Source organism: Variovorax sp. PAMC26660 (genome assembly GCF_014302995.1).
Taxonomy (GTDB): Bacteria; Pseudomonadota; Gammaproteobacteria; order Burkholderiales; family Burkholderiaceae_C; genus Variovorax.
The window spans coordinates 803,796-826,837 of sequence record NZ_CP060295.1; the positions used below are offsets into that span (position 1 = coordinate 803,796).

20 protein-coding genes and 1 pseudogene are annotated in these 23,042 nt (G+C 66.9%); 7 read left to right on the forward strand and 14 right to left on the reverse strand.

Annotation, left to right across the window (positions count from 1 at the left end; translation table 11 throughout):
* The first annotated feature begins 110 nt into the window (after positions 1-110).
* Positions 111-1,025: an alkaline phosphatase D family protein gene (locus H7F35_RS03755; protein WP_187111639.1), complete on the forward strand. Its 915-nt coding sequence runs from the start codon at positions 111-113 to the stop codon at positions 1,023-1,025.
* A gap of 48 nt (positions 1,026-1,073) precedes the next feature.
* Here the strand turns inward: H7F35_RS03755 and H7F35_RS03760 are convergent, their stop codons facing one another.
* From H7F35_RS03760 to H7F35_RS03775, 4 genes are read right to left on the reverse strand one after another with little or no spacing between them, the layout of a single operon-like run.
* Positions 1,074-2,195: a substrate-binding domain-containing protein gene (locus H7F35_RS03760; protein ID WP_187111640.1), complete on the reverse strand. Its 1,122-nt coding sequence runs from the start codon at positions 2,193-2,195 to the stop codon at positions 1,074-1,076.
* A 34-nt stretch (positions 2,196-2,229) separates the two neighbouring features.
* Positions 2,230-3,321, reverse strand: a complete 1,092-nt coding sequence (locus H7F35_RS03765) for an ABC transporter permease (RefSeq protein ID WP_187111641.1) — start codon at positions 3,319-3,321, stop codon at positions 2,230-2,232.
* Complete coding sequence (locus H7F35_RS03770; protein WP_187111642.1) at positions 3,318-4,844, reverse strand: sugar ABC transporter ATP-binding protein; 1,527 nt, start codon at positions 4,842-4,844, stop codon at positions 3,318-3,320. The genes H7F35_RS03765 and H7F35_RS03770 overlap by 4 nt, the downstream gene beginning before the upstream one ends.
* Positions 4,841-5,767 carry an SMP-30/gluconolactonase/LRE family protein gene (locus tag H7F35_RS03775; RefSeq protein WP_187111643.1) on the reverse strand — a complete coding sequence of 309 codons (927 nt, stop codon included), beginning with the start codon at positions 5,765-5,767 and terminating at the stop codon, positions 4,841-4,843. Before H7F35_RS03775 ends, H7F35_RS03770 begins: the two co-directional genes overlap by 4 nt.
* Positions 5,768-6,011: 244 nt before the next feature.
* Between H7F35_RS03775 and H7F35_RS03780 the strand changes: the two genes are divergently transcribed.
* Positions 6,012-7,022, forward strand: coding sequence for a LacI family DNA-binding transcriptional regulator (locus H7F35_RS03780; RefSeq protein ID WP_187114124.1), 1,011 nt, complete (start codon positions 6,012-6,014; stop codon positions 7,020-7,022).
* A 155-nt stretch (positions 7,023-7,177) separates the two neighbouring features.
* The gene (locus tag H7F35_RS03785; protein WP_187111644.1) at positions 7,178-8,005 is read left to right on the forward strand and encodes an HDOD domain-containing protein; all 828 of its coding nucleotides are present in this window, start codon (positions 7,178-7,180) and stop codon (positions 8,003-8,005) included.
* A 46-nt stretch (positions 8,006-8,051) separates the two neighbouring features.
* On the opposite strand, the gene H7F35_RS03790 is transcribed toward H7F35_RS03785, so the two are convergent.
* Both H7F35_RS03790 and H7F35_RS03795 read right to left on the reverse strand, forming a co-directional pair.
* Positions 8,052-9,119 carry an L-idonate 5-dehydrogenase gene (locus tag H7F35_RS03790; protein ID WP_187111645.1) on the reverse strand — a complete coding sequence of 356 codons (1,068 nt, stop codon included), beginning with the start codon at positions 9,117-9,119 and terminating at the stop codon, positions 8,052-8,054.
* Between the two features lie 16 nt (positions 9,120-9,135).
* Positions 9,136-10,089, reverse strand: coding sequence for a 2-hydroxyacid dehydrogenase (locus tag H7F35_RS03795; protein ID WP_222622003.1), 954 nt, complete (start codon positions 10,087-10,089; stop codon positions 9,136-9,138).
* Positions 10,090-10,273: 184 nt separating this feature from the next.
* On the opposite strand from H7F35_RS03795, the gene H7F35_RS03800 reads away from it, so the two are divergent.
* The 4 genes and pseudogenes from H7F35_RS03800 to H7F35_RS03815 all read left to right on the forward strand — a co-directional run bounded on the left by H7F35_RS03800 (position 10,274) and on the right by H7F35_RS03815 (position 12,891).
* Positions 10,274-11,035, forward strand: coding sequence for an SDR family oxidoreductase (locus H7F35_RS03800; RefSeq protein WP_187111646.1), 762 nt, complete (start codon positions 10,274-10,276; stop codon positions 11,033-11,035).
* Positions 11,036-11,039: 4 nt separating this feature from the next.
* A complete protein-coding gene (locus tag H7F35_RS03805) occupies positions 11,040-11,603 on the forward strand; it encodes a gluconokinase (RefSeq protein ID WP_261803514.1) in 564 nt (187 codons plus the stop codon).
* A pseudogene (locus tag H7F35_RS35090) lies at positions 11,591-12,505 on the forward strand (NAD(P)-dependent oxidoreductase); the annotation flags it as partial. The gene H7F35_RS03805 and the pseudogene H7F35_RS35090, both read left to right, overlap by 13 nt.
* Before the next feature lie 47 nt (positions 12,506-12,552).
* On the forward strand, positions 12,553-12,891 hold the full coding sequence (locus H7F35_RS03815) for a hypothetical protein (protein ID WP_187111649.1): 339 nt from the start codon (positions 12,553-12,555) through the stop codon (positions 12,889-12,891).
* 37 nt (positions 12,892-12,928) lie between these two features.
* On the opposite strand, the gene H7F35_RS03820 is transcribed toward H7F35_RS03815, so the two are convergent.
* The 8 genes from H7F35_RS03820 to H7F35_RS03855 all read right to left on the reverse strand — a co-directional run bounded on the left by H7F35_RS03820 (position 12,929) and on the right by H7F35_RS03855 (position 22,986).
* Complete coding sequence (locus tag H7F35_RS03820) at positions 12,929-13,663, reverse strand: RNA polymerase sigma factor FliA (RefSeq protein WP_187111650.1); 735 nt, start codon at positions 13,661-13,663, stop codon at positions 12,929-12,931.
* Positions 13,664-13,690: 27 nt separating this feature from the next.
* Positions 13,691-14,536: a MinD/ParA family protein gene (locus H7F35_RS03825; protein ID WP_187111651.1), complete on the reverse strand. Its 846-nt coding sequence runs from the start codon at positions 14,534-14,536 to the stop codon at positions 13,691-13,693.
* A gap of 10 nt (positions 14,537-14,546) precedes the next feature.
* Positions 14,547-16,997, reverse strand: coding sequence for a flagellar biosynthesis protein FlhF (gene flhF / locus H7F35_RS03830; RefSeq protein WP_410010759.1), 2,451 nt, complete (start codon positions 16,995-16,997; stop codon positions 14,547-14,549).
* A complete protein-coding gene (gene flhA / locus H7F35_RS03835; RefSeq protein ID WP_187111652.1) occupies positions 16,994-19,093 on the reverse strand; it encodes a flagellar biosynthesis protein FlhA in 2,100 nt (699 codons plus the stop codon). Before flhA ends, flhF begins: the two co-directional genes overlap by 4 nt.
* A 61-nt stretch (positions 19,094-19,154) precedes the next feature.
* Complete coding sequence (flhB, locus tag H7F35_RS03840; RefSeq protein WP_187111653.1) at positions 19,155-20,297, reverse strand: flagellar biosynthesis protein FlhB; 1,143 nt, start codon at positions 20,295-20,297, stop codon at positions 19,155-19,157.
* A 133-nt stretch (positions 20,298-20,430) separates the two neighbouring features.
* Entirely contained in the window at positions 20,431-21,072 is a 642-nt protein-coding gene (gene cheZ / locus H7F35_RS03845) for a protein phosphatase CheZ (RefSeq protein WP_187111654.1), read from the reverse strand.
* 462 nt (positions 21,073-21,534) lie between these two features.
* Positions 21,535-21,930 carry a chemotaxis response regulator CheY gene (gene cheY / locus H7F35_RS03850; RefSeq protein WP_185546042.1) on the reverse strand — a complete coding sequence of 132 codons (396 nt, stop codon included), beginning with the start codon at positions 21,928-21,930 and terminating at the stop codon, positions 21,535-21,537.
* A 30-nt stretch (positions 21,931-21,960) separates the two neighbouring features.
* Positions 21,961-22,986, reverse strand: a complete 1,026-nt coding sequence (locus tag H7F35_RS03855) for a chemotaxis response regulator protein-glutamate methylesterase (protein WP_261803745.1) — start codon at positions 22,984-22,986, stop codon at positions 21,961-21,963.
* Between the last annotated feature and the right edge of the window lie 56 nt (positions 22,987-23,042).

Here is a 23,042-nt window from a genome sequence, read left to right on the forward strand (position 1 = left end):
ACTGCACCGCGCGCGCTGTATGCGCCATCCCATATTCTGTTGAGCGACAAAAGGCCCCCGCTCCCTATGATCCGGCTCACCCCGGGCACGACACCGGTGAGAGGGACCCCATGAAAATCGCCTTCGCCTCCTGCATGAACTTCGAGGCCGGTCCCAACGGCTACCAGCGAGTCTGGAACCGCATCGCGGCCGAGCAGCCCGACTACCTGTTCCTGCTGGGCGACCAGATCTACATGGACTTCTTTCCCCACCTGGAGGAGCCCGCCAAGTGGGAGGCGCCCCAGTTCAGGGAGGTGATGACCGCGAAGTACACGGCGCAATGGAACGTGCCCAACTTCAAGCTGCTGTTCGACGGTATGCGCCAGCGCCAGGACAACGGCGGCGGCGTCTACGGCACCTGGGACGACCACGACTTCGCCTGGAACAACGCCTGCGGCACGCAGGTCAAGCCGCCGGTGAAGGCCGTGGCGCGCGAGCTGTTCTCGCAGTTCATGCAGATCAACCCGCCGACCGCCGGCATCTACTACGCGATCCCCCTGATCCACCAGCAGCAGCGCATCGGCAAGGCGATCTTCCTGGACACACGCTGGTATCGCGACCTGCCCGGGGACAGCCACACGCTGCTCGGCGAAGACCAGTTCAAGTTCCTGGAAGCGGAACTGAAAGACGAGCACGGCTTCGTGCTGATCTGCGCCGGCACGCCGATCCGGGCGACCGGCAACGGCTGGATGCGCTACCGCGACGACTACGCGCGCTTTCGCCAGCTCACCTACAAGCGCAACGTGATCTTCCTGTCGGGCGACATCCACGAGAACGCCTTCCTGCCGCCGCCCGGCGAGACAAAGATCTTCGAGATCATTTCCTCGGGCGCCTTCGTCACCAAGTACAAGTACGTCGGCGATCGCGAGAACTTCGGCATCCTCGACTACTCACCGGCCAGCACCGACATCAAGCTCTTCAACAAGCAGGGGCTCGAAACGCACAACCGCATCGACAACGCCACCTTCGAGTACCAGGAGGTCTAGCGATGTGGCGGCGCCGCGCGAACAGCGCAGCGCCGCATCCGGCAAGACCTACTTGCCCCAGACCGCCTTGTATTGCGTGCGATAGCCGTTGTCGGGGTCGAACACATTCTTCGGCCCGCCGTCCTTGCCCACGTTGCCCACCGTCACGAGGTGCACCTTGGGCACATAGCCCGACCACTTCTCCTTGGCGAAGGCGCGGTTGAGTTCATCGACGATCTGCCAGCCCTGCATGTTCAGCGGCTCAGGCACGGTGCCGGCCTGGTAGCGCTGCGTGCGGATGCGCTGGTAAGCGGCCTCGGAGCCGTCACCGGCCGACACCGCCTTGGGCGAGCCGTCGCCCTTCTTGCCCGCCGCCGTCAGCGAAGGGCCCATGAAGTCGAAGTACAGGTCGTTGATGGCCAGCGAATGGGTCCACTTGTCCCCGAAGCGCTGCAGCAGCGAGGTGGTGAGCTGCGGCATGCGGGTGGAGCTTTCGGAGATCGGGCTGTCCTCGAAGCTCAGCACCGTGCAGCCGCCGCACTTCTTGATCACCGCTTCCATCGCGCGGGCCTTGTAGAGCGCAATCGCGTATTGCGAGTCGGTGAAGATCACCACGCCCGCCTTGCCATTGGAATCGGCCACCACCCACGAGGCGGCGACATCGGCCACGTCGTCGGTCACCGTCGTCACGTTGGCGTAGAGGCCGGCCTTGTCGTTCGGACCGGGCTGCTCGCCCGAGTGCCAGCCGACCAGCGGAATGCCCGACTTGGCTGCGCCCGAGAACGCGGCCTTCTGCTCGGTGGTGTCGAAGCCGCCGACCACGATGCCGGCCGGCTTGACGGCCAGCGCCTGATTGAGGGCCGCCGTGCGGCCGCTGACCGTGCCCTGCCCGTCGATGACGCGCACCGTCCAGCCGATGGCGCGCGCCGCTTCTTCGACGCCCTTGCTGACGCCGACGATGCCGCCGTTCTTCATGTCGCCCGCGACGAAGACGATGGTCTTGCCGGCCGTGGCCTTGGGGCCGGAGGTCGGGCCGTCCCATTTCTCCTTGGTCATGGTCGCGACCTCGACCTTCTTCTTCGCGGCATCGAGAAAATCGTCGGCCAGGGCCTTGGGTGCCAGCGTGGCGGCGCACAGCGCCAGCACGGCGGCGGCCACGGTGCGGGCGTGGCGAACTGTCTTGTTCTTCATGCGTGTCTCCAGTCGTTGGTTGTTGGATGGGCCGTCAGGCCGAAGGCGTCGAGGGAACCGATGGCGCGTGGTCGAGTTGCCGCTCGGCAATGCGCCGCTTGATCGAGCGGTTGCGCCGCTGCTGCGCCCAGCCCGCGATGCCGATGGACACCAGCAAGGTCAGCCCATTGAAGAGCGGCTCGACATAGAAGGCGCCCCCGAACTGCTGGATGCCCGAGATGCCGATGGCAAGAATCGCCACGCCGACCAGCGTGCCCCACACGTTCACGCGGCCGGGCCGGATGGTGGTGGAACCGAGGAAGGCGCCGACCAGCGCCGGCAGCAAAAATTCGAGCCCCACGCTGGCCTGCCCGATCTGCAGCCGCGAGGCGAGCAGCACGCCCGCAAAGCCCGACAGCAGGCCCGACGCGACGAACGCGCCCATCACATGCTTGCGCACCGCGATGCCGTTGAGCTGCGCCGCCTTCGGGTTGGCGCCGATCACGTACAGCGCGCGGCCCAGCGGCGTGAATTCGGTGACCACCCACAAGGTGACGCTCACCGCGAGCACGTAGAAGGCGCCGATGGGCAGCCCCAGCAGGTTGCCGCCTGCAATGCCGACAAAGCCATCAGGCAATTCACCCACCACCTGCCGCCCGCCGCTGTGCCACATGGCCACCGCGTAGATCACGGTGCCGGTGCCCAGCGTGGCAATGAAGGAGTCGATCTGCGCCAGCTCGACCAGCAGGCCGTTGAGCATGCCGAAGAGCGCGGCGCAAACCAGCACCACAAGCACAGCCACCGGCCATGGCAGGCCCAGTTGGGTCTGCAGGCTGATCGCCAGGATGTGCCACAGCACGATGCCGTAACCCACTGTGAGGTCGATCTTGCCGGTGATCATCGGGATGGTCGCGGCCAGAGCGAGCAGCGCGATCACCGACTTGTCGGCCAGGATCGCGCGCAGGTTGAACAGCGTCGGAAAGGTATCGGGCAGCAGCAGCGAGAACAACAGCGCGAGCCCCACCATCAGCACCACCAAACCGTAGACCGGTATGGCGCGGCCGATGCGCTGCGCGACGGACAGCGCTTCGCCGTCGAGGGACTTGTCGGGCTCCAGCGCGGTGGACTTGATCGAACTGCTGCTCATGCGGAAATTTCCTCGTGCGCCACGACGGCGCCTGCTGCCAATGCCAGAAGTTTTTCGACCGTGATCGCATCGCCTTCGAGTTCGGCGGCGATCAGCCCGTCGCGGAACACGAGCACACGGGTGCAGACGGTCGCGATCTCCTCGAAGTCGGTGGAGACGACCACCAACGCGGCGCCGGCCTCCGCGCGTTCGCGCAGCACGCCGTAGATCTGCCGCTTGGCGCCGACATCTACACCGGCGGTCGGCTCTTCGAGCACCACGAGCGGCTTGTCCAGGTGGAACCAGCGCGCCAACACCACCTTCTGCTGGTTGCCGCCCGAGAGCTGCTGCACCTCGGCCGAAGGCGCGGGCGGGTTGACGTCGAAACGCCGGATCAGCGCGAGCGCGCTGTCGTTCTCGCGGCGCGGGCGGCCGAAGGCCAGGCCACGGTCGCCGTGCATCGCGGCATTCGGAAAGAGGTTCTCCAGCACGGTCATCGAGCCGGCGAGGTTTTCTTCGAGGCGTTCACCGGCCACGTAGGCCACGCCTGCGCGAATGGCATCGGCGGGGCATGTGAAGCCGCACGCCTTGCCGAGCAGGTCCATGCGCCCGGCCGACAGCGGCTCGCGTCCGAAGATGGCGCGGCTGATCGCTTCATGTCCCGCGCCGCGCAGGCCCACCAGCCCCAGCACTTCGCCGCGATGCACGCTCAGGCTCAACGGCCCGGCGTTGCCGCTGGCCGCGCCGTCGAGCCGCAGCACGGGGTCGCGGAGCACAGGCGCCCTGGCTTTCTGCACCGAAGCCGACAAGGTCTTGCCGACGATCAGGCCCACGAGTTCGCCTTCGTTCGTTTCGGCGGTGGTCTTCACTGCGACCAGCTTGCCGTCGCGCATCACGGCCGCGCGGTCGGAGATGGCCATGACCTCGTCGAGCCGGTGCGACACGTACAGCATCGCCATGCCCTGGCGGCGCAGCTCGCGCAGCACGCCGAACATGCGCTCCACGTCGCTCATGGGCAGGCTGGCCGAGGGCTCGTCGAGCACCAGCAGCCGCGCCTTCACTTCGAGCGCACGGCCGATGGCCAGCAGGGACTTTTCGGCGCGGGTGAGCGAAAACACGCGGCGACCGGGGTCGATGTCGCAGCCCACGCGCGCCATCACACGGCGCGCGATGACGCTCGCGGCGGACCAGTCGATCAGGCCGAAGCGACGCGGGTAGCCGGTGCCCAGGCACACGTTCTCCGCCACCGTCATCCATTCGACAAGGCCCAGGTCCTGGTGGATGAAAGCCACCGGCTGTTCGCGCCGGTCGCCGCGCCGCCAGTCGGCCTGCGCGCGGCCATCGAAAAAAATCTCGCCCTGGTCCGCGGGATAGATGCCCGCGAGCAGCTTGATGAGCGTCGACTTGCCGGCGCCGTTTTCGCCGAGCAGCGCAAGGATTTCGCCGGCACGCACGTCGAGCGTGACGTTGTCCACGGCCTGCGTGCCGCCGAAGCGTTTGCTGATGGACTGGAACTGCAGCAAGTGAGGCGTGCTGCTGCTCATGCGCAGGTCGCTCCGCGTGTGTTCAGGCGGATGCGGTAGAGCGAAGTCGAGGCGCACACATACAGCTCGTCGCCCTGCGCGCCGCCGAAGGTGAGGTTGCCCACCTTCTCCGGCACCGCGATGCGCGCCATGCGCGTGCCGTCGGGGTGGTAGACCTGCACGCTGTCGGCGCTGCTCGTGTAGACGAAGCCGTGCACATCGACACGAAAGCCATCGGACAGCCCCGGGTTCACCACCGCGAACACGCGCGGATTGGCCAGGTCCTGCCCGCCGATCACGTCGAACGCGACGATGTGGTGATGGCCCGAGCCATCGGTGCGCAAGGCCGCCGAGGTGTCGCTCACGTAGAGGATGCTTTCGTCGGGCGAGAAGGCCAGGCCGTTGGGCTCCTCGACGAAGTCGCTCACCGAGCGCAGCACGCCGTTGGTGGGGTCGAAACGGAAGACATGGTTGCGGCCCAGTTCGCTCTCGGCCTTGTGGCCTTCATGGTCGGACACGATGCCGTAGGGCGGATCGGTGAACCAGATGCTGCCATCGCGCTTCACGACCACGTCGTTCGGCGAGTTGAGCCGGCGGCCCTGGTAGCGATCGACCAGCACCTCGTCGGCCAGCGGCACGAGGCTGCCCGGCGCGAAGCGCGTGCGCACGATGGCGCGCAGGCCGTGCGAGCAATGCAGCAGCGCGCCATCGGCCTCGCGCGCGTGGCCGTTGGTGAACTCCACGGCCTCGCGCCACACCTGCATGCCGGTTTCGGCGTGCCAGCGCAGCATGCGGTTGTTGGGGATGTCGCACCACAGCACGGCACCGTCTTCCTTCATCCACACAGGGCCTTCGCTCCAGATGGCGCCGGTGCACAGGCACTCGAGCGTGCCGGCCTGTTGCGCGACGAAAGAAAAGCGGGCGTCGAAGACTTCGATGGGCATGGGCGAAGTCTGGCACCAAAAAGATACCGGTAACTTAGGCTTTTCCCGCAGATACCCATGCGGCCTTTTGTCTCTAGAATTTTCAAAACAAGCGGAACTCTTTCGATATCCAAAGAGGCCATTCCGTCGTTATCGGTATCTCATCAACCCCGGCGCATCCCGTCGCATATCCTCGAACCCGATTTCCAGAGAGCGCCCATTGCCCCCGACCAAAGCCCCCGCCCCCCTTTCCCGCCCGGCCACGATGGCCGACGTGGCCGCGCGCGTCGGCGTCTCGAAGATGACGGTCTCGCGCGCGCTCAACCGCAGCGTGGGCAGCGACCGCGTGACTTCGGAAGCGCTGCGCCAGCGCATCCTGCAGGCCTGCGAAGAGATGGGCTACGTGATCGACCAGACGGCACGCACCTTCTCCAGCAAGCGCTCGGGCTTCATCGCGGTGCTGATTCCGTCGCTCAACAACTCCAACTTTTCAGAGACCGCGCAAGGCATCACCGCGGCGTTGGAAGCGCGCGGCCTGCAGGTGCTGCTGGGCTACACCGACTACCGCGTGGAGACCGAAGAGCGCCTGCTGCGCGCCATGCTCGCGCGCCGGCCCGAAGGCGTGATCCTCACGGGTGGTGCCCACACGCCCGCCGCGCGCGCCATGCTGCAGACGGCCGGCGTGCCGGTGATTGAAACCTGGGACCTTCCAACCACGCCCATCGAACACACGGTCGGCTTCTCGAATGCGGAAGCCGCCGCTGCGATGGTGCGGCACCTGCATGGCAAGGGCTACCGGCGCATCGCCTACATCGGCGGCACCTCGAACCGCGACACGCGCGGTGCCGACCGGCAGCGCGGCTATGCGCAGGCGATCCGCGAGCTGGGGCTGCCCGATGGGCGCGTCATCAGCTTCGGCCAGCCGCCGATCTCGATGGCGCAAGGCGGCGAGGCGGTGGCGCAACTGATCCGCCAGTGGCCCGACGTGGATGCCGTGCTTTGCGTGTCCGACCTCTCGGCCTTCGGCGCGCTGATGGAATGCCAGCGCCAGGGCTGGGACGTGCCGGGCCGCATCGCGATCGCGGGCTTCGGCGACTTCGAGGTGGCGCGCGCCTGCCATCCGCGCATCACCACCGTGGCGGTGGACTGCGTGGGCATCGGCAAGGCAGCGGGCGAACTGCTGCTGCGGGTGATCGACGGCACGCGGGATGGACACCGGCCGCCTGCGGAGACGGTGATGATCCCGTTCCATATCGAGCAGCGCGAAAGTTCTTGAAGAAGTTCTGAAGCCTCCGGGCGAGCTCGGCATCGCCCGCAAAGCCGCACCTACCGGAATCCGTAGAAATTGCAGATTCGTGCGGATCGGGGGTTCACCAGGCGGTGCGCGGGAGGAGAATCTTTTGCATACAAACGCAACGCCCCCTCAGCGCCATGACACTCGACGAACTCTTTGCCAATGACGAGTCGCTCCCCACCGTCCCGAAGGTGGTGTCCGATCTGATCGTGATGCTGCGCAACGACGATGTGCCCTTCGCGGCCATCGCGCACCGGATCGAGCTTGACCAGGTGCTCGCGGCCAGGGTGCTGCAGATGGTCAACTCGCCGTTCTTCGGGCTTCGGCGAAAGATCTCCTCGATCCAGGGCGCGATCCTGATGCTGGGTCTCTCCACCATCCGATCGCTGGTCGTGAGCTCGGGCCTGTCCGGCGCCTTCAGGAAGGTGGAGGGCGTCAACCTTCCCGACTTCTGGGCCCACAGCCTGCGCGTGGCGTCGGTCTCGCGGTACCTGGCGTCCAAGACCCGGCGTGTCGACGCCAACCTGGCGTTCACCGCGGGCAGCATGCATGCCATCGGCCACCTGCTCATGGCGCAGGCCATGCCTGAGCGCATGGCCGCGCTGAATGCCCTGCACCCCTTCGATGCGCTGGGGCGCGCGCAACTGGAACTGGTCGAGTTCGGGTACCACTATGGCGATGTGAGTGCGTCGCTGGCGCAGCGGTGGGATTTCGCTTCCGACCTGGTCGGTGCGCTTTCGAGCTTCGTGAATCCCGCGAAGTCGGAACACCCCGATGCGCTCGGCGGCGTTCTTCATCTGGCCGTGTGGCGCGTGGCGCTGGAGCGCCAGGGCGTGGACCTGAGCAACGTCGGTGGCTTCTGGCCGAGCCAGTCCGCCATGGCCATCGGCATCACCGAGGACATCGTCCAGGAGATGCCGGCGCCGCGCGTGCTCGCCGCGGACCTCGAATCGATGATCGCCTGACCCTGCGGGGTCCACGCGATCTATTCCGGGAATCCGCAGCCGTCGATCACAGCGACTCGACGGCGGTATCCGCAAAGTCGATCAGCACCTTCATCGCCTGCTTCCGGTCGCTGGCCAGCTCGAAGGCTTCGCGCGCCTTCAGCATCGGAAAGGTGTGCGTCACCACCGGCGACAGGTCGACCCGACCTTCGTTGATGAGCCGCACCGCCAGCGCGAACTCGGCGTGGAAGCGGAACGAGCCGCAGATGCTCAGCTCCTTCGACACCACCATGTTCTGCGGAATGCTCACGTCGCCGCCCAGGCCAAGCTGCACGACCACGCCACGCGGGCGCATCACCTCCAGGCCGTCGCGCAGCGCGCGTTCGTTGCCCGAGCATTCGAGCATCACGTCGAAGGTGCCCTTGTCGGCCGAATAGCGCGACACCCAGGCCTTGTCCTGCGCAACATTGATCGTCTGGTCGGCGCCCATCGCGCGTGCAATCACCAGCGGTTCGTCGACCACGTCGGCGGCGGTGATCTCGGCCGCGCCGTGCGCGCGCGCCGCTGCGATCGCCAGCACGCCGATGGGCCCGCAGCCCGACACCAGCACGCGCTTGCCCAGCAGCGGGCCGGCGCGCGACACGCCATGCAGCCCGACCGAGAACGGCTCGGCCAGCGCCGCCAGCCGCAGCGGCACATGGTCGGCCACCTTCACGCATTGCGTGGCCTCGCACAGCAGCATGTTGCGAAACGCGCCCTGCACGTGCGGCGTGCGCATCGCGCTGCCGTAGAAGCGCATCTCCAGGCACTGGTTGGGCAAGCCTTCGAGGCAGAACTTGCAGGCGCCGCAAGGCCGGCTGGGGTTGATCGCCACCTTGTCACCAATGCGAACACTCTCCACGCCGGGCGCCACCGCAACCACGGTGCCGGCCACTTCATGGCCCAACACCATCGGCTCCTTGATGCGCACGGTGCCGAAGCCGCCGTTGTGAAAGTAGTGCAGGTCAGACCCGCAGATGCCGCCCATGCCGACCTTCACCAGCACCTGGCCGGGACCGATCTCGCCGGCATCCTGTTCGTCCAGGCGCAGGTCGTCCGGCGCGTGGATCACGAGGCACATGCAACGCAAACGCATGATGTTTCTTCTTTCTTCAGGCAACGGGGGTAATGAGCGGCTGGCCCGCAAAGTGGGCTTCCAGGTTGCGGCGTACCAGCTCGCCCATGGCGCGGCGCGTCTGCTCGGTGCCGCTGCCATGGTGCGGATGCAGCACCACGTTGTCGAGCGCCGCAAAGCGCGGATCGATGCGCGGCTCGTTGAGGAACACGTCGAGCGCCGCGCCGGCGATGCTGCGTGACTCCAGCGCCTGCAGCAGCGCGCCTTCGTCGACCGTGGTGCCGCGCGACACGTTCACGAGCCAGCCCTTCGCCCCGAGCGCCTGCAGCACCTGCGCATTGACGATGCCGCGCGTGGCCTCGCCGCCGGGCAGGATGACGATGAGCACGTCGCACCAGTCGGCCATCGCGGGCAGGCTGGTGAAGTGGCGGTGCGGGCTGTCCGCCTTGGCCGTGCGGCTGAAGTAGCCCAGCTCCACATCGAAGCCCGAAAGGCGCCGCGCGATGGTGCTGCCGATGCGGCCGAAGCCCGCGATGCCGATGCGCTGGCCGAAGACGCGTGTGGCCAGTGGCATGCCGCCGTGGGCCCAGGCACCGCTGCGCACGAAGGTATCGGCGGCCGGAATGCGCCGCTGCAGCGCCAGCGTGAGCCCGACAGCGAGGTCGGCCACGTCGCCGTTGAGCACGTCGGGCGTGTTGCTCACGCGGATGCCGCGCGCACGGCAGGCGGCCAGGTCGATGCCGTCGGTGCCCACGCCGTAGCAGGCGATCAGCTCCAGCTTCGGCAGCGCCGCGATGAGTTCGGCATTGGCCCCCAGCTCCCCGCGCGTGGCGACCGCGCGAATGTTCCGCCCGTGTTCGGCGATGAAGGCCTGCCGGTCCGGCGCCTCCCACAGGCGGTGCAGCGTGTAGGCCGCCTGCATCGGCACCATGTCCCATTCCAGATAGGTGCCTGGCATCAGCACGTGCGGGGATGTAGCGGTAGCGGTCAAGCGGGTCTCCTGCGGATGGCGTTTCGGATCGATGGAATTCAAATGATACCGGTAACTATAATTGATCGAACATAAAGCCCGCAACGCAGGTTTCACCGGGTTGACGTCCAAACAAGATACCGGTAACGTATCTCCGCTGTCACGCATCGGGCATGCCGCTGCGCCCCATTCCCAGGAGCTTCTCTTGAAACTGTTCGATCTGTCCGGGCGCACCGCCCTCATCACCGGCTCCAGCAAAGGCATCGGCTTCGCGCTGGCACAGGCGCTTGGCGCTGCCGGCGCGCGCATCGTCCTCAATGCGCGCGATGCCACCGCGCTCGCCACGGCCCGCGATGCGCTGCGCGCCCAGGGCGTCGCGGCCGAAGCCGTGGCCTTCGACGTCACCGATGCCGCCGCGGTCGAAGCCGGCGTGGCCGCCATCGAAGCCGACATCGGCGCCATCGACATCCTCGTCAACAACGCCGGCATGCAGCACCGCGGGCCGTTCGCGGAGTTCCCGATCGATGCCTGGCACAAGATCACCACCACCAACATCGACAGCGTGTTCCTCGTGGGCCGTTTCGTGGCGCAACGCATGATCGAGCGCAAGCGCGGCAAGATCATCAACGTGTGCTCGGTGCAAAGCGAGCTGGGCCGCCCCGGCATTGCGCCCTACGCCGCCACCAAGGGTGCGGTGAAGATGCTCACCAAGGGCATGGCGATCGACCTGGGCAAGTACGGCATCCAGGTCAACGGCCTCGGGCCGGGCTACTTCAAGACCGAGCTGACACAGACGCTGGTGGCCGACGAAGCCTTCACCTCATGGCTCTCGGGCCGCACGCCCGCCGGCCGCTGGGGCGACGTGCAAGAGCTGGGCGGCGCAGCCATCTTCCTGGCCTCGGACGCATCGAGCTTCGTCAACGGCCACATCCTCTATGTGGATGGCGGCATCACCGCGAGCCTGTAGCACCGTGTCCGACTCGGCGCAGCAGCAACGGCCCAGGCTGGCCGTGGTGGTGATGGGCGTGTCCGGCACCGGCAAGAGCAGCGTGGCTTCGGGCCTGGCCGGCCTGCTCGGCGTGCCGTGGGTCGACGGCGACGACCTGCATGTGCCCGAGGCCGTCGCACGCATGCGCGCCGGCCTGCCACTGGCCGATGACGACCGCTGGCCCTGGCTGGACCGCATCGGCGCCTGCCTGACCGATCGCACGGCCGCGCCCGGTGGCGTGGTGGTGGCCTGCTCTGCGCTGAAGCGTGCGTACCGCGACCGACTGCGCGGTGCAGTGCCGGATCTTGGTTTCGTCTTTCTCGACGGACCGCCGGCGCTCATCCGGCAAAGGCTGGAAGCGCGCCGCAATCACTACATGCCTTCAACGCTGCTCGACAGCCAGTTGCAGACGCTTGAAAAACCAGATGCCGATGAGCCCGACGTGCTGCATGCGGACATCGGCGCACCCCTTGCGCTCATCGTCGCCAGCACCGGCGCGCAGCTTCTTCAACGCGCGAACGCAGCCTTCATGAAAGCGCCCGCATGACCTCTTCCAACTTGCCCGCCAGCCAGCGCGTGGCCGTGATCGGCGTCGGCATCATGGGCTCGGCCATTGCGCACCGGCTGCTCGAATGCGGCCACACGGTCAGCGTGTTCGACCTCGATCCACTCAAGGTCGCCGCGCTCCAGTCACATGGCGCGCAATCCGCCAGCACTGCGGCCACGGCCGCAGCCACGAGCGACTTCGTCATCACCAGCCTGAACTCGGCCGCCGTGGTGGAACGCGCGATCTTCGGCGAGGCCGGCATTGCCGCCGCGCCCGTCGATGCGCAACGGCTGCTGATCGACATGTCGTCCATCGACCCGCCCGCCACGCGCCGGCTGGCGCAGTCGCTGCGCGAGCGCACCGGCATGGGCTTCGTCGATGCGCCGCTCTCGGGCGGCGCGCCCAAGGCGCTGCTCGGCCAACTGACGGTCATGGCGGGCGGCAGCGCCGACGACGTGCAGCGCGCACGCGCCGTGATGGACAGCCTGTGCGCCAACTACACGCACATGGGCGACAACGGCGCGGGCCAGACCACCAAGCTGGTCAACCAGCTCCTGTGCGCCATCGGCTTCCAGGCCGTGGCCGAAGCGGTGCGGTTGGCCGAAGCCGGCGGCGTCGATGCATCGAAGCTGCCCGCCGCGCTGGCCGGTGGCCGCGCCGACAGCCAGATCCTGCGCGAGTTCGGCCCCAAGATGGCCGTGCGCGACTACACGCCCACCGGCCGCATCGACAACATGCTCAAGGACCTCGAAGCAGTGCAGGCCTTTGCGCAGGTTCAACGCCTGCCCTTGCCGCTGACGGGCGCCGTCTCGGAGTTGCATCGCAGCTTCGTCGCGGCCGGCCTCGGTGCCGAGGACACGGCCGCGATGATGCGGCAGTTCAGCGGTTACGACCGCGCCTGATCGATACACCGACACGTCCCACAGTTCAAACCCGAAAGAAGAAATCCATGTTCATTCGCTGCGCGTTTTTCAGGGGCCAGGTCAAGGCTGGCATGGAGGAAGCCTTCAACCGCCACGTGCACGACAAGCTCGTGCCACTGTGGACCCGGTTCCCCGGTGCGCTCGAAGTGCGCGTGCTGCGACAGCTCGAAAGCGATGTGAGCGACCCCGAGTTGGCGATGGTGCTGTCCATCCGCTATGCGAGCCGCGAAGACATCGCACGCGCGCTGGATTCCCCCGTGCGCTACGAGAGCCGCGAAGTGTCGAAGGCGCTGTTCGAGATGTTCGACGGCACGGTCTTTCACACCGTGTTCAGCGCCGAGGAATTTCCGCTCGCCAAGGACTGACAAGGAGTGAGCCGGCTGCGCCTGAAGCGGCACGCGCCTACAGCACGTCCTTCAGCTTCGCCCGCAACCGGCTGACCGCCTGACTGTGCAACTGGCACACGCGCGACTGGCTCACTTCAAGCACCGCACCAATCTCTCGCAGGTTCAGCTCTTCCTCGTAGTAGAGCTTCAGCAGCAGCTGATCGCGCTCGGGCAGCGCCTCGATGGCCTCCACGAGCTGGTGGCGAAAACCGCTCTCCAGCAATTGCTCCAGCGGGTCGTCGCTGCCGCGGCGGTCCTTGCGCGTGTCCTGCGCATGCATGTCGAGAAAGGGGTTGTCGGGCTCGCCCTTGGCGAAGTCCTCCACATACAGAAGCTGGCAGCCCTGGATCTCCTGCAGCATCGACTGGTAGGCCTCCAGGTCGATCTTCAGCTCCTTGGCGATCTCGCCTTCGGAGGGTGCGCGACCGAGCCGGTGGCCCAGCGCCTGGATGGCTTTCTCGATGCCGCGTGCCGACTGGCGCAGGCCGCGTGAGCCCCAGTCGTTGGCGCGCAATTCGTCGAGCATGGCGCCGCGGATGCGCTGGCTGACGAAGGTCTCGAACTGCGCGCCGCGATTGTCCTGGTAGCGACTGGACGCGTCCAGCAGGCCCAGCATGCCGGCCTGGATCAGGTCGTCCAGCTCCACGCTGGCGGGCAGCTTGGCCATCATCTGCAGCGCGATGCGGCGCACCAGCGGTTGGTGCTGCGCCAGCAGATGCGATTTCTCGATGGTTCCCTGTGCGGTGTACACGGCCGTCCTTTTCCGGTTTCTTCCAGGTCAGGCAGCGACCGCGTGCTGTGACGACGGCAACAGCGCGGCGGCGCGCTCGCCCGATGGCGCGCGCGATGCCGCCTCGCGCCACGGCCATCGCCCCATGTCATCGGCGATGCGCCGGAAATCGACAGCGGCGGCGCTCGCAGGAAAGGCCTCGACGACGGTCTGCCTCAGGCGCCATGCATCGGCCAGCCGCGGGTCGGAACGCACCCAGCCGGCCGGCTGCAGCGACAGCGCGAGATAGCGGCTGCCCGCATTGGCCAGGTTGCTCATGATCTTCTGCACGGCCTCGACATCGGCCACGCCGTTGACCAGAAAGTGCAGTTGCCTGAGCCCATGCGCGTAGTGCAGGCGCTTGATGCCCGCATACGCCGAGGTGATGGATGCGGGATGCGGTTGCAGCACCAGCAGCAGTTCATCCGCGCATTGCGCCAGCGCCGACAGCCGGCCTTCTCCATCGAAGGCCGCATCGACGATGACGACGCCGCTGGGCCACATCGAACGCGGATCGGTCGCGTCGTCCGCAACACCGGGTGGCGCAGGCAGCACATGCACGCCGGAACCCGCGCGGGCGGCGGCCTTCTCGATGCTCAGGCGCTGGCTGGCGACATCGGCCAGGTTCCCCAGCGGATCGATGGCCCAGCCGTCGCAGGCTGATCGCGCTTTCGGGCAGTGCTCGTCCAGCAGCAGCACGTTCTTGCCTTGCTGCACCAGCGCCGCGCCCAGGCTCATGGCGGCCGTGGTGGCACCCGCGCCGGGGCCCATGCCCGCCACGGCGACAACCCGCGTCGGCGTCTGCGCGAGCAGGCGCCGCAGTCCGTCTGCCTGATCCGTGACCTGCTTGCTCATGCGGTGCGCCTCACCCCATCTGCGCCAGTGCGCGAGGCGCCTGCGTGGGCGCGGTCGACTCGGTGCCCAGCGCTTCGAGCAGCAGGAAGAACTTGCCCACGCCCGCGCACAGCGCGCCGCCGGTCATCGGGCGGCCCGCACGCACGGGGCGCCCCGTCAGTTGGCTCAGCAGCATGCGCGTGCGCCCGGCCCAGTCGCCGTCCGACTGCAGCAGACGCCACACGGTGGTGCTCATCTGGCCGGCAATCAGCAGGCGCTTCATCATGTGCGGGTCGCCCAGCTCGCCCATGCCGCCGACCAGTTGCACGCCGTCGCGCATCAGGCGAAAGCACGGCTCTGCATCATTCGCCCAACCCTGCCATTGCGCGAGCTGCTGCGTGCCGACTTCGCTGCCGACGTTGGACAGCGCATAGCTTTGCGACAAGACCTTGCGGCTGCGCGCATCGATCACCTGTGTCGCCACGCAGCGCAGCATGGGCATGGCCTCGCGGTCGATGCCGGCGGCCAGGGCGGCTGCGCCGGGGCGCGGCACCACGTCGGCATGCGCCTCGCATTGCAGCGCGGGCTTGCCGCGGAAGCTCACGGGCCGCGCTTCACCGTACGCGAAGCCGATGCGTGCGAGCGTGCAGGCGCCGCCGGTGCGCGGATCGATCACCGCCGTCGAGCCCGGTGCGCGCGACAGCCAACGCTGGCCCGAGGCCTGCCACTGAACCACGAACTCGAGGCCGGGCAGCTTGCCCAGCACATGCACCAGCGACTTGCCGAAGTCCTGCTGACGCAGCCACTGCACCTGCCGCATGCCGGGCCTGCGCGCGGCATCCGTCGCGCCGCGTGTGGCGGCGGTGGACAGCCACTGGTTCGGCGCGGCCAGCGGCAGGCCCGTGCGGTCCGACAGCAACAGGCTGCCGTGGCATTCGTAGGCATCGCCGCTTTCGCTGGAGCGCAACCCGACCTGCCCGCACAGCGCGAGCACGTGGGTCTCGCAACCGGCTGCGACTTCGCTGCGGGCATGTTCCGACAGATCCTGCAGCACCGCCTTGTGGCCGATCGCATCGTCGCCCGCCTGGCGCCAGAGTCCGCGCGCGCGCTCGAAGCCGATCTGCGCACCGGCCAACGCGCTCGCTGCGGTGGCCAGTTCTTGCGCGTCGTGCGCCATGGCGCGAATCAGGTTCTGGTACTTCAGGCGCAGGCGATCAGTCTCGCCCTGTGCCTGCACCACCTGCGCCGACGGGCCCGCACCTGCGGGTTCATCGTGCAGATCGATTTCCGCGGGCACGAACAGCGGGCTGTGCTGGCGCGGCTGGAACACGCTGTCCACCAGTTGCGCGCGGTCGGCCTTCAGCAAATTCTCGGGCACCTTCTGGCCGCTGGAGATGTAGTGCACCGGCAGACGGTGGCGGATCACGGTGTCGATCAGCGCGCCCGGATGCGTGGCCTCGTCGACCTTGGTGAAGATGCAGCCCGTCAGGTCGTTGCCGTTGCGGTAGGCATGCACCACTTCGTTGAGTGTGTCGCCGTGGCTGGTCGCGTTGAGCAGCAGCAGCCGCTTGACCGGTCGGTGGCTGTTGCCGAACATGGCGATCTGCTCCGACACGGCCCTGTCGCGCTGGCTCATGCCGACCGTGTCGATCAGCACCATGTGCTTGTCGCGCAGGTCCTGCAACACGAGGTGCAGGTCGGCCGCGTCCTTCACGGCATACACCGGAACGTTGAGAATTTCGCCATAGATGCGCAGTTGCTCGTAGGCGCCGATACGGTAGCTGTCGGTGGTGACCAGCGCGAGCTTGTCGGCACCGAAGCGCATCACGCAGCGCGCGGCCAGCTTGGCCGTGGTGGTGGTCTTGCCCACGCCCGTGGGGCCCATCAGCGCATACACGCCGCCCTGCGCGAACAGCGCGTCTTCGTCTTCATGCACCGGCACCGCGCGAATGAGTTCGGAGCGCACGAAGGCCATGCCCTCTGCATAGCTCTGCCCGGTGGGCAGCTTCTCCAGCATGGCCTTGGACAGCCGCGCGCTGAAGCCGGCGCCGAGCAGCGTGCGCAGCAGGCGGCCGCGCACCGGGTCGCGGCGCTGCTTGTCGCTCCAGACCACGCTGGCGAGCTGTTCCTCGATCATTCCGCGCATCGAGTGGAGTTCGCTGAGCACAGCCGTGTCCGCCGGTGCAGCGGCAGCCGCTGCCGCGATCGCAGCGAGCGGCATCGGTGCCGGCGCAGCAACCGGCGCCACGGGCACGACGGGCTCGACCTGGATGGCGGGCGCGGCGTTCTCCATCGCGTCCTGCACATCGCCTTCGGCCATGGCGACGATCTCGACGCCCTCGGCCGTGGCGCGGTGGGTGAGCACGATGGCTTCGGCGCCGAGCGCCTCGCGCACCAGTCGCAGGGCCTCGCGGCCGGTGGCTGCGACGAATTTGCGTGCGGGGGTACGCACGTCGCGCATGTCGGTCTGCTGGGAATTCAAACTCGTCCTCCAATGGCGGCGGTGATCTTGATGGTGCGGGAATCAGGTATCTCGGCATGCGAGAGCACCTTGAGCTGCGGCAGGCTGCGCCGCAGGAAACGGGACAGCAGCACGCGCAGCGAGTGCTGCACGACCAGCACGGGCGCCAGGCCCATCTGCTCCTGGCGCACGATCGCGGCCTGCGCCTGCTGCAGCAGGTTGTCGGCAATGCCGGGCTCGATGCCGCTGCTGTTGGTCAGGGCCTGCTGCAGCACGCCGTCGAGCGAGCCGTCCAGGCCGATCACCTGCATCTCGGTGTCGCCCGGGAACAGTTGCTGCGTGATGGCGCGGCCCAGGGCCAGGCGCGTGAGCGTGGTCAGCTCGGTCGGGTCCTTGATGGTCGGCGCGTGCTCGGCCATCACATCGAGGATGGTGCGCATGTCGCGGATCGGCACCTCTTCGTCGAGCAGGTTCTGCAGCACCTTGTGCAGCGTGCTGAGCGACAGCACCTTGGGCACCAGGTCTTCGGTGAGCTTGGGCGCGGTCTTGCCGATCTGGTCGAGCAGTTGCTGCACTTCCTGGCGGCCCAGCAGCTCGGCGGCATGGGTCTGGATCAGGTGGTTCAGGTGCGTGGCCATCACGGTGCAGGCATCGACCACCGTGTAGCCGTACACCTGCGCCTGCTGGCGCTGGCTGGCGTCGATCCAGGTCGCGGCAAGGCCGAAGGCCGGGTCTCGCGTGGGCGTGCCGGGCAAGGTGCCGGTGACCTGCCCCGGGTTGATCGCCATCCACTGGTTGGGGAAGGCTTCGCCCCGGCCGATCTCCACGTCCTTCAGGCTGATGACGTAGGTGTTGGGCTTGATCTCCAGGTTGTCGCGGATGTGGACCACCGGCACCAGGAAGCCGACCTCCTGCGCAATCTTCTTGCGGATGCTCTTGATGCGGCCCAGCAGTTCGCCCTGCTGCGACTGGTCCACCAGCGGGATCAGGCGGTAGCCGACCTGCATGCCGAGCGGATCGACCATCGCAACGTCGTCCCAGGTAGCCTCGGCCATCTCGGCCGTGGGCGCGAGGTTCGCGGCCTCGGCGGCAGCGGCTTGCTCTGCGGCGGCTTCGCGCGGCTTGCGCATCACCAGGCGGCGGCCCAGCCACACCAGGCCACCCGCGATCAGCAGGAAGGCCAGGTTCGGCATGCCCGGGATCATGCCCATCAGGCCGATGATGCCGGCCGTGAGAAACAGCACCTGCGGGTTCGAGAAAAGCTGGCCGGTCAGTTGGCTGCCCACGTCTTCGTCGGTGGTCACGCGCGAGACGATCACGCCGGCGGCGGTGGAGATCACCAGCGCCGGAATCTGCGCCACCAGGCCGTCGCCGATGGCCAGCAGCGTGTAGGTCTTGCCGGCCGTCGAAAAGTCGAGCCCGTGCTGCACCATGCCGACCACCAGCCCGCCGATGATGTTGATCACCATGATGAGCAGGCCCGCGATGGCATCGCCGCGCACGAACTTGCTGGCACCGTCCATGGAGCCGTAGAAGTCGGCTTCCTGCGCGACTTCGGCGCGGCGCTTGCGGGCCACTTCCTCGCCGATCAGGCCGGCGTTCAGGTCGGCATCGATCGCCATCTGCTTGCCCGGCATCGCATCGAGCATGAAGCGCGCGCCCACCTCAGCAATGCGCCCCGCGCCCTTGGTGATCACCATGAAGTTGATGAGCACGAGGATGATGAACACCATCACGCCGACCGCAAAGTTGCCGCCCACCAGGAAGTGCCCGAAGGCCTCGATCACCTTGCCCGCGGCGTCCGGCCCGGTGTGGCCATGCATCAGCACCACGCGCGTGGAAGCCACGTTCAGCGACAGGCGCAGCAGCGTCGAAAACAGCAGCACCGCAGGGAAGGCCGCGAAGTCCAGCGCCTTCATGGTGTACATGCTCACCAGCAGCACCATCACCGACATGGCGATGTTGAAGGTGAAGAGCAAATCCAGCAGGAAGGGCGGCAGCGGCAGCACCATCATGCTCAGGATGAGAATGATCAGCACCGGGCCGGCAAGCCCCTTGAACGGCACCCCGGAGAGCATTCGCGTCGGCAGACGCAACAGGTTTGTCATCGCGAACATTTCATAACCTTCGTGCTTCGCACTGCGGTGCGAACTTGCTTGGGGCGGCCCGGCGCTGCGTTCATGCAGCGTCCACGGAATATTGAAGATCGGCCGGCACCGGCAGATCGGTAGGTGTGCGGGGGGCGTCGCCGCCCTCGTTCTTCCAGCGCTTGAGCTGGTAGACCCAAGCCAGCACCTCGGCCACCGCGGTGTACAGGCCCGCCGGGATTTCTTCACCCAGCTTGGTGTGCTTGTAGAGCGCGCGCGTGAGCGACGGCGCTTCGAGAATGGCGACCTTGTTGTCCTTCGCCAGCTCGCGGATGCGCGCGGCGACCAGCTCGGTGCCCTTGGCCACCACGCGCGGCGCGCGCATGTCGCTGTCGAGGTAGCTGAGCGCCACCGCAAAGTGCGTCGGGTTGGTCAGCACGATGTCGGCCTTGGGCACCTCGGCCATCATCCGGCGGCGCGCCATCTGCTGTTGTTGACGGCGGATCTGCGCCTTGATGTGCGGATCGCCTTCGCTTTCCTTGTGCTCCTGGCGCACGTCTTCGCGCGACATGCGCAGCTTGCGGAAGTAGCTCCACAACTGAAACGGTACGTCGATGAGCGCGACGATGAACAGCGTGGCCGCGATCAGCGCGCAGTGCTTGGCCACCAGCACGATCGCGTGCGGCAGCGCGTAGTGCGCGGGTTGGGCCATCAGCGCCATCACGGGCTCGATGTCGTTCACGATGACCCACCAGGCCACGCCACCGATCAGTGCCGACTTGGCCAGCGCCTTGAACAGCTCGGCCAGCGCCTGCGCGGAAAACATGCGGCCGATGCCGGCCAGTGGATTGAGCTTGCCGAAGTTCGGCGCGACGGCCTTGGTGGAGAACATCCAGCCGCCCAGCATCAGCGGCGCGGCCACGGCCGCCACGATCATCATGCCGAACAGCGGGCCGATGGCCATGAGCGCCTGCAGCGCCATGAGCCCGGTCTGCGCCAGCATGTGCGAGGGATCGAAGGCGCTGGCGCGGTCGAACTGCAGGCCGCGGCGCAGCGCGCCGTTCAAGCTCGCGCTGAGCGACTCCGCCGCGAACCACAGCCCTGCGCTGGCCGTGCCCAGCATGACGAAGGTGGTGAGCTCGCGCGAACGGGCCACGTTGCCTTCCTCGCGCGCCTTCTCCAGGCGCCGCTCGGAGGCGGGTTCCGTTTTTTCGAGATCGCTTTCCTCAGCCATTCATGCTCCGAACCAGCACTGGCGAAGTACGCCTTGCTCAAGACCAAATTATTGAATCCGGTCGCTCGGAACAATCCGTCGATCAGGGCCGGTATCGCCCTGCAATTCGGACAATCGATCAGCTTGTGCGGGCTTAGAAGCCCAGGCTCTCCAGCAGGTCGTCGACCTGCGCCTGGTCGGTCACGGCATCGGGGTTGCCGGGCTTGATCTGCGGGCCGTTCTGCAGGCTGTGCACGGCTTCCTGGCGCTTCTCGGGTGGCGAGTTGTCGATCAGCACCTGCAGCAGTTGCGTCTCGACGTCGTTGACCACTTCCATCATTTTCTTGATGACCTGGCCGGTCAGGTCCTGGAAGTCTTGCGCCATCAAAATCTCCATCAACTGCGAGTTGATGGCGCTGGCGCGTTGCGGCACGCCGTCGAGGTAGCCGCGCGTGTCCAGCACCAGTTCGCGTGCATGGTCGAGTTCGATGGGGTTCTGGAACCATTCGTCCCAGCGCTGGCTCAGGCCCTTGGCATCGGTTGCCAGGGCTTCCTGCAGCGGCTGTGCCACGTCGATGGCATTGAGCGCGCGGTGCGCCGCACGCTCGGTGGTGGCGGCCACGTAGCTCAGGCGGTCGCGCGCATCCGGAATGGCTTGCGCGGCCTTGGCCACCTGTTTATCGAGCCCAAGCTCGCGCAGGCCCTCGCGCAGTTGGCGTGTGAGCTGGCCGATGCGGCCCAGCAGTTTTTCCGCGGTGTCTGTCGGGTCTGCGGCTCCCGATGCATCTAGAGTCATGTCAGTGTTCCGTCGCGCGTTGTGTTGCGGATTGCTTGTGTTTGGAGTGCCGTTGTTTGGGGCGCTGCTGTTCGGAGCGGGGTCGGGTGCGGGTGCGGGTGCGGGTGCGGGTGCGGGTTCATTCGGGGCGAGTGCGAATGACACCAGGTGCTCCCCTCCGCGAATGTCCCCCGCTTCGCTCCTCCTTTATTTCGCTGCGGGGAGCACCTGGCGTCATTCGCACAGGGGCACGCTGCTGGTGATCCTGCGATCAACAACCGCTCTGTCCAACGCTCGCGCCGATACGGGGCTCTTTTTCGCGAAATAAAGGAGGAGCGAAGCGGGGGACATTCGCGAAAAAGAGCACCGTGTCGGCGTGAGTGCTGCCCTGAACGACGGCACCCCAAACAGCAGCACCCCAAACACCGCCCAGCCCTTCGCACGTCACGTACAACGCGACGAACAGAAATGCGGGACGTCATCTCAGCCCGCTTCCTTGGCCAGCTTCTCGAAAATCTTGGTGATCTTCTCTTCCAACGTGGCAGCAGTGAAAGGCTTCACCACATACCCGTTGGCGCCGGCCTGCGCAGCCGCAACGATGTTTTCCTTCTTGGCCTCGGCCGTGACCATCAGCACCGGCAGCTTCTTCAGCTCGGGGTCGGCGCGAATGGTCTGCAGCATCGTCAGGCCGTCCATGTTCGGCATGTTCCAGTCGGACACCACAAAACCGAAGTTGCCGCCGCGCAGCTTCTCGATGCCGGCCGCGCCGTCCTCGGCCTCGTCGACGTTGAGAAACTCCAACTCCTTCAGCAGATTGCGCACGATGCGCCGCATGGTCGGGAAGTCGTCCACAACCAGAATTTTGATGCTCTTATCGATCACGATGTTTCCAACTCCACAGGTCGTTTTTCAAACTCGGTTCGCACGTTCGCCGAACGTGCGCAGGTGCGCCAGAACCCGGCGACAGATTTCACTCAAAGGGGACACTTCATCCACCGCGCCCAGCGCGATCGCTTCGCGCGGCATGCCGAAGACCACGCAACTGGCCTCGTCCTGCGCCAGCGTGTGGGCACCCGCACGCTTCATGCGCAGCAAGCCCTCGGCACCGTCCTTGCCCATGCCCGTCAGGATGATCCCGATGGCGTTCTTGCCGGCATGCTTGGCCGCCGAATCGAACAACACGTCGATCGAAGGCCGGTGGCGGTTGACGGGCGGTTCCTGGTCCAGGTGCGCCACGTAGTTGGCGCCGCTGCGGCCCAGCGACAGGTGAAAACCACCGGGCGCGATGTAGGCATGCCCCGGCAGCACACGCTCGCCGTGCTCGGCTTCCTTGACGTTGATGCGGCACAGGCCGTCCAGCCGCTGCGCGAAGGAGCGCGTGAAACCAGCGGGCATGTGCTGCGCGATCAGCACCGCGGGCGAGTCCGGCGGCAACGGCTGCAGCACTTCGCGGATGGCCTCGGTGCCACCGGTCGATGCGCCGATGATGATCAGCTTTTCGGTGCTCAACAACGGGCTGCGCAACAGCGACTCCTGCGGCACGTCCGAAGCCGGCCGGGCCGATGCGGCATGGCGGCTCGGCAACAGGCGCGCACTGGCGGCCGTGCGGATCTTGCCGGCGATCAGTTCGGTGTAGTTGAGCAGGCCGTCGCGCACGCCCAGGCGCGGCTTGGTCACGAAGTCGATCGCGCCCAATTCGAGCGCGCGCAGTGCGATCTCCGAGCCGCGCTCGGTCAGCGACGACACCATGACCACGGGCATCGGCCGCAGGCGCATGAGTTTTTCCAGAAACTCCAGCCCGTCCATGCGCGGCATTTCGACGTCGAGCGTCAGCACGTCGGGGTTCGTGACCTTGATGAGGTCGCGCGCCACCAGCGGATCGGCGGCGGTGCCGACCACGGTCATGTCGGGCTGGCTGTTGATGATCTCGGTCATCACGCTGCGGATCAGCGCCGAATCGTCGACACAGAGCACCTTGATTTTCTTTACGC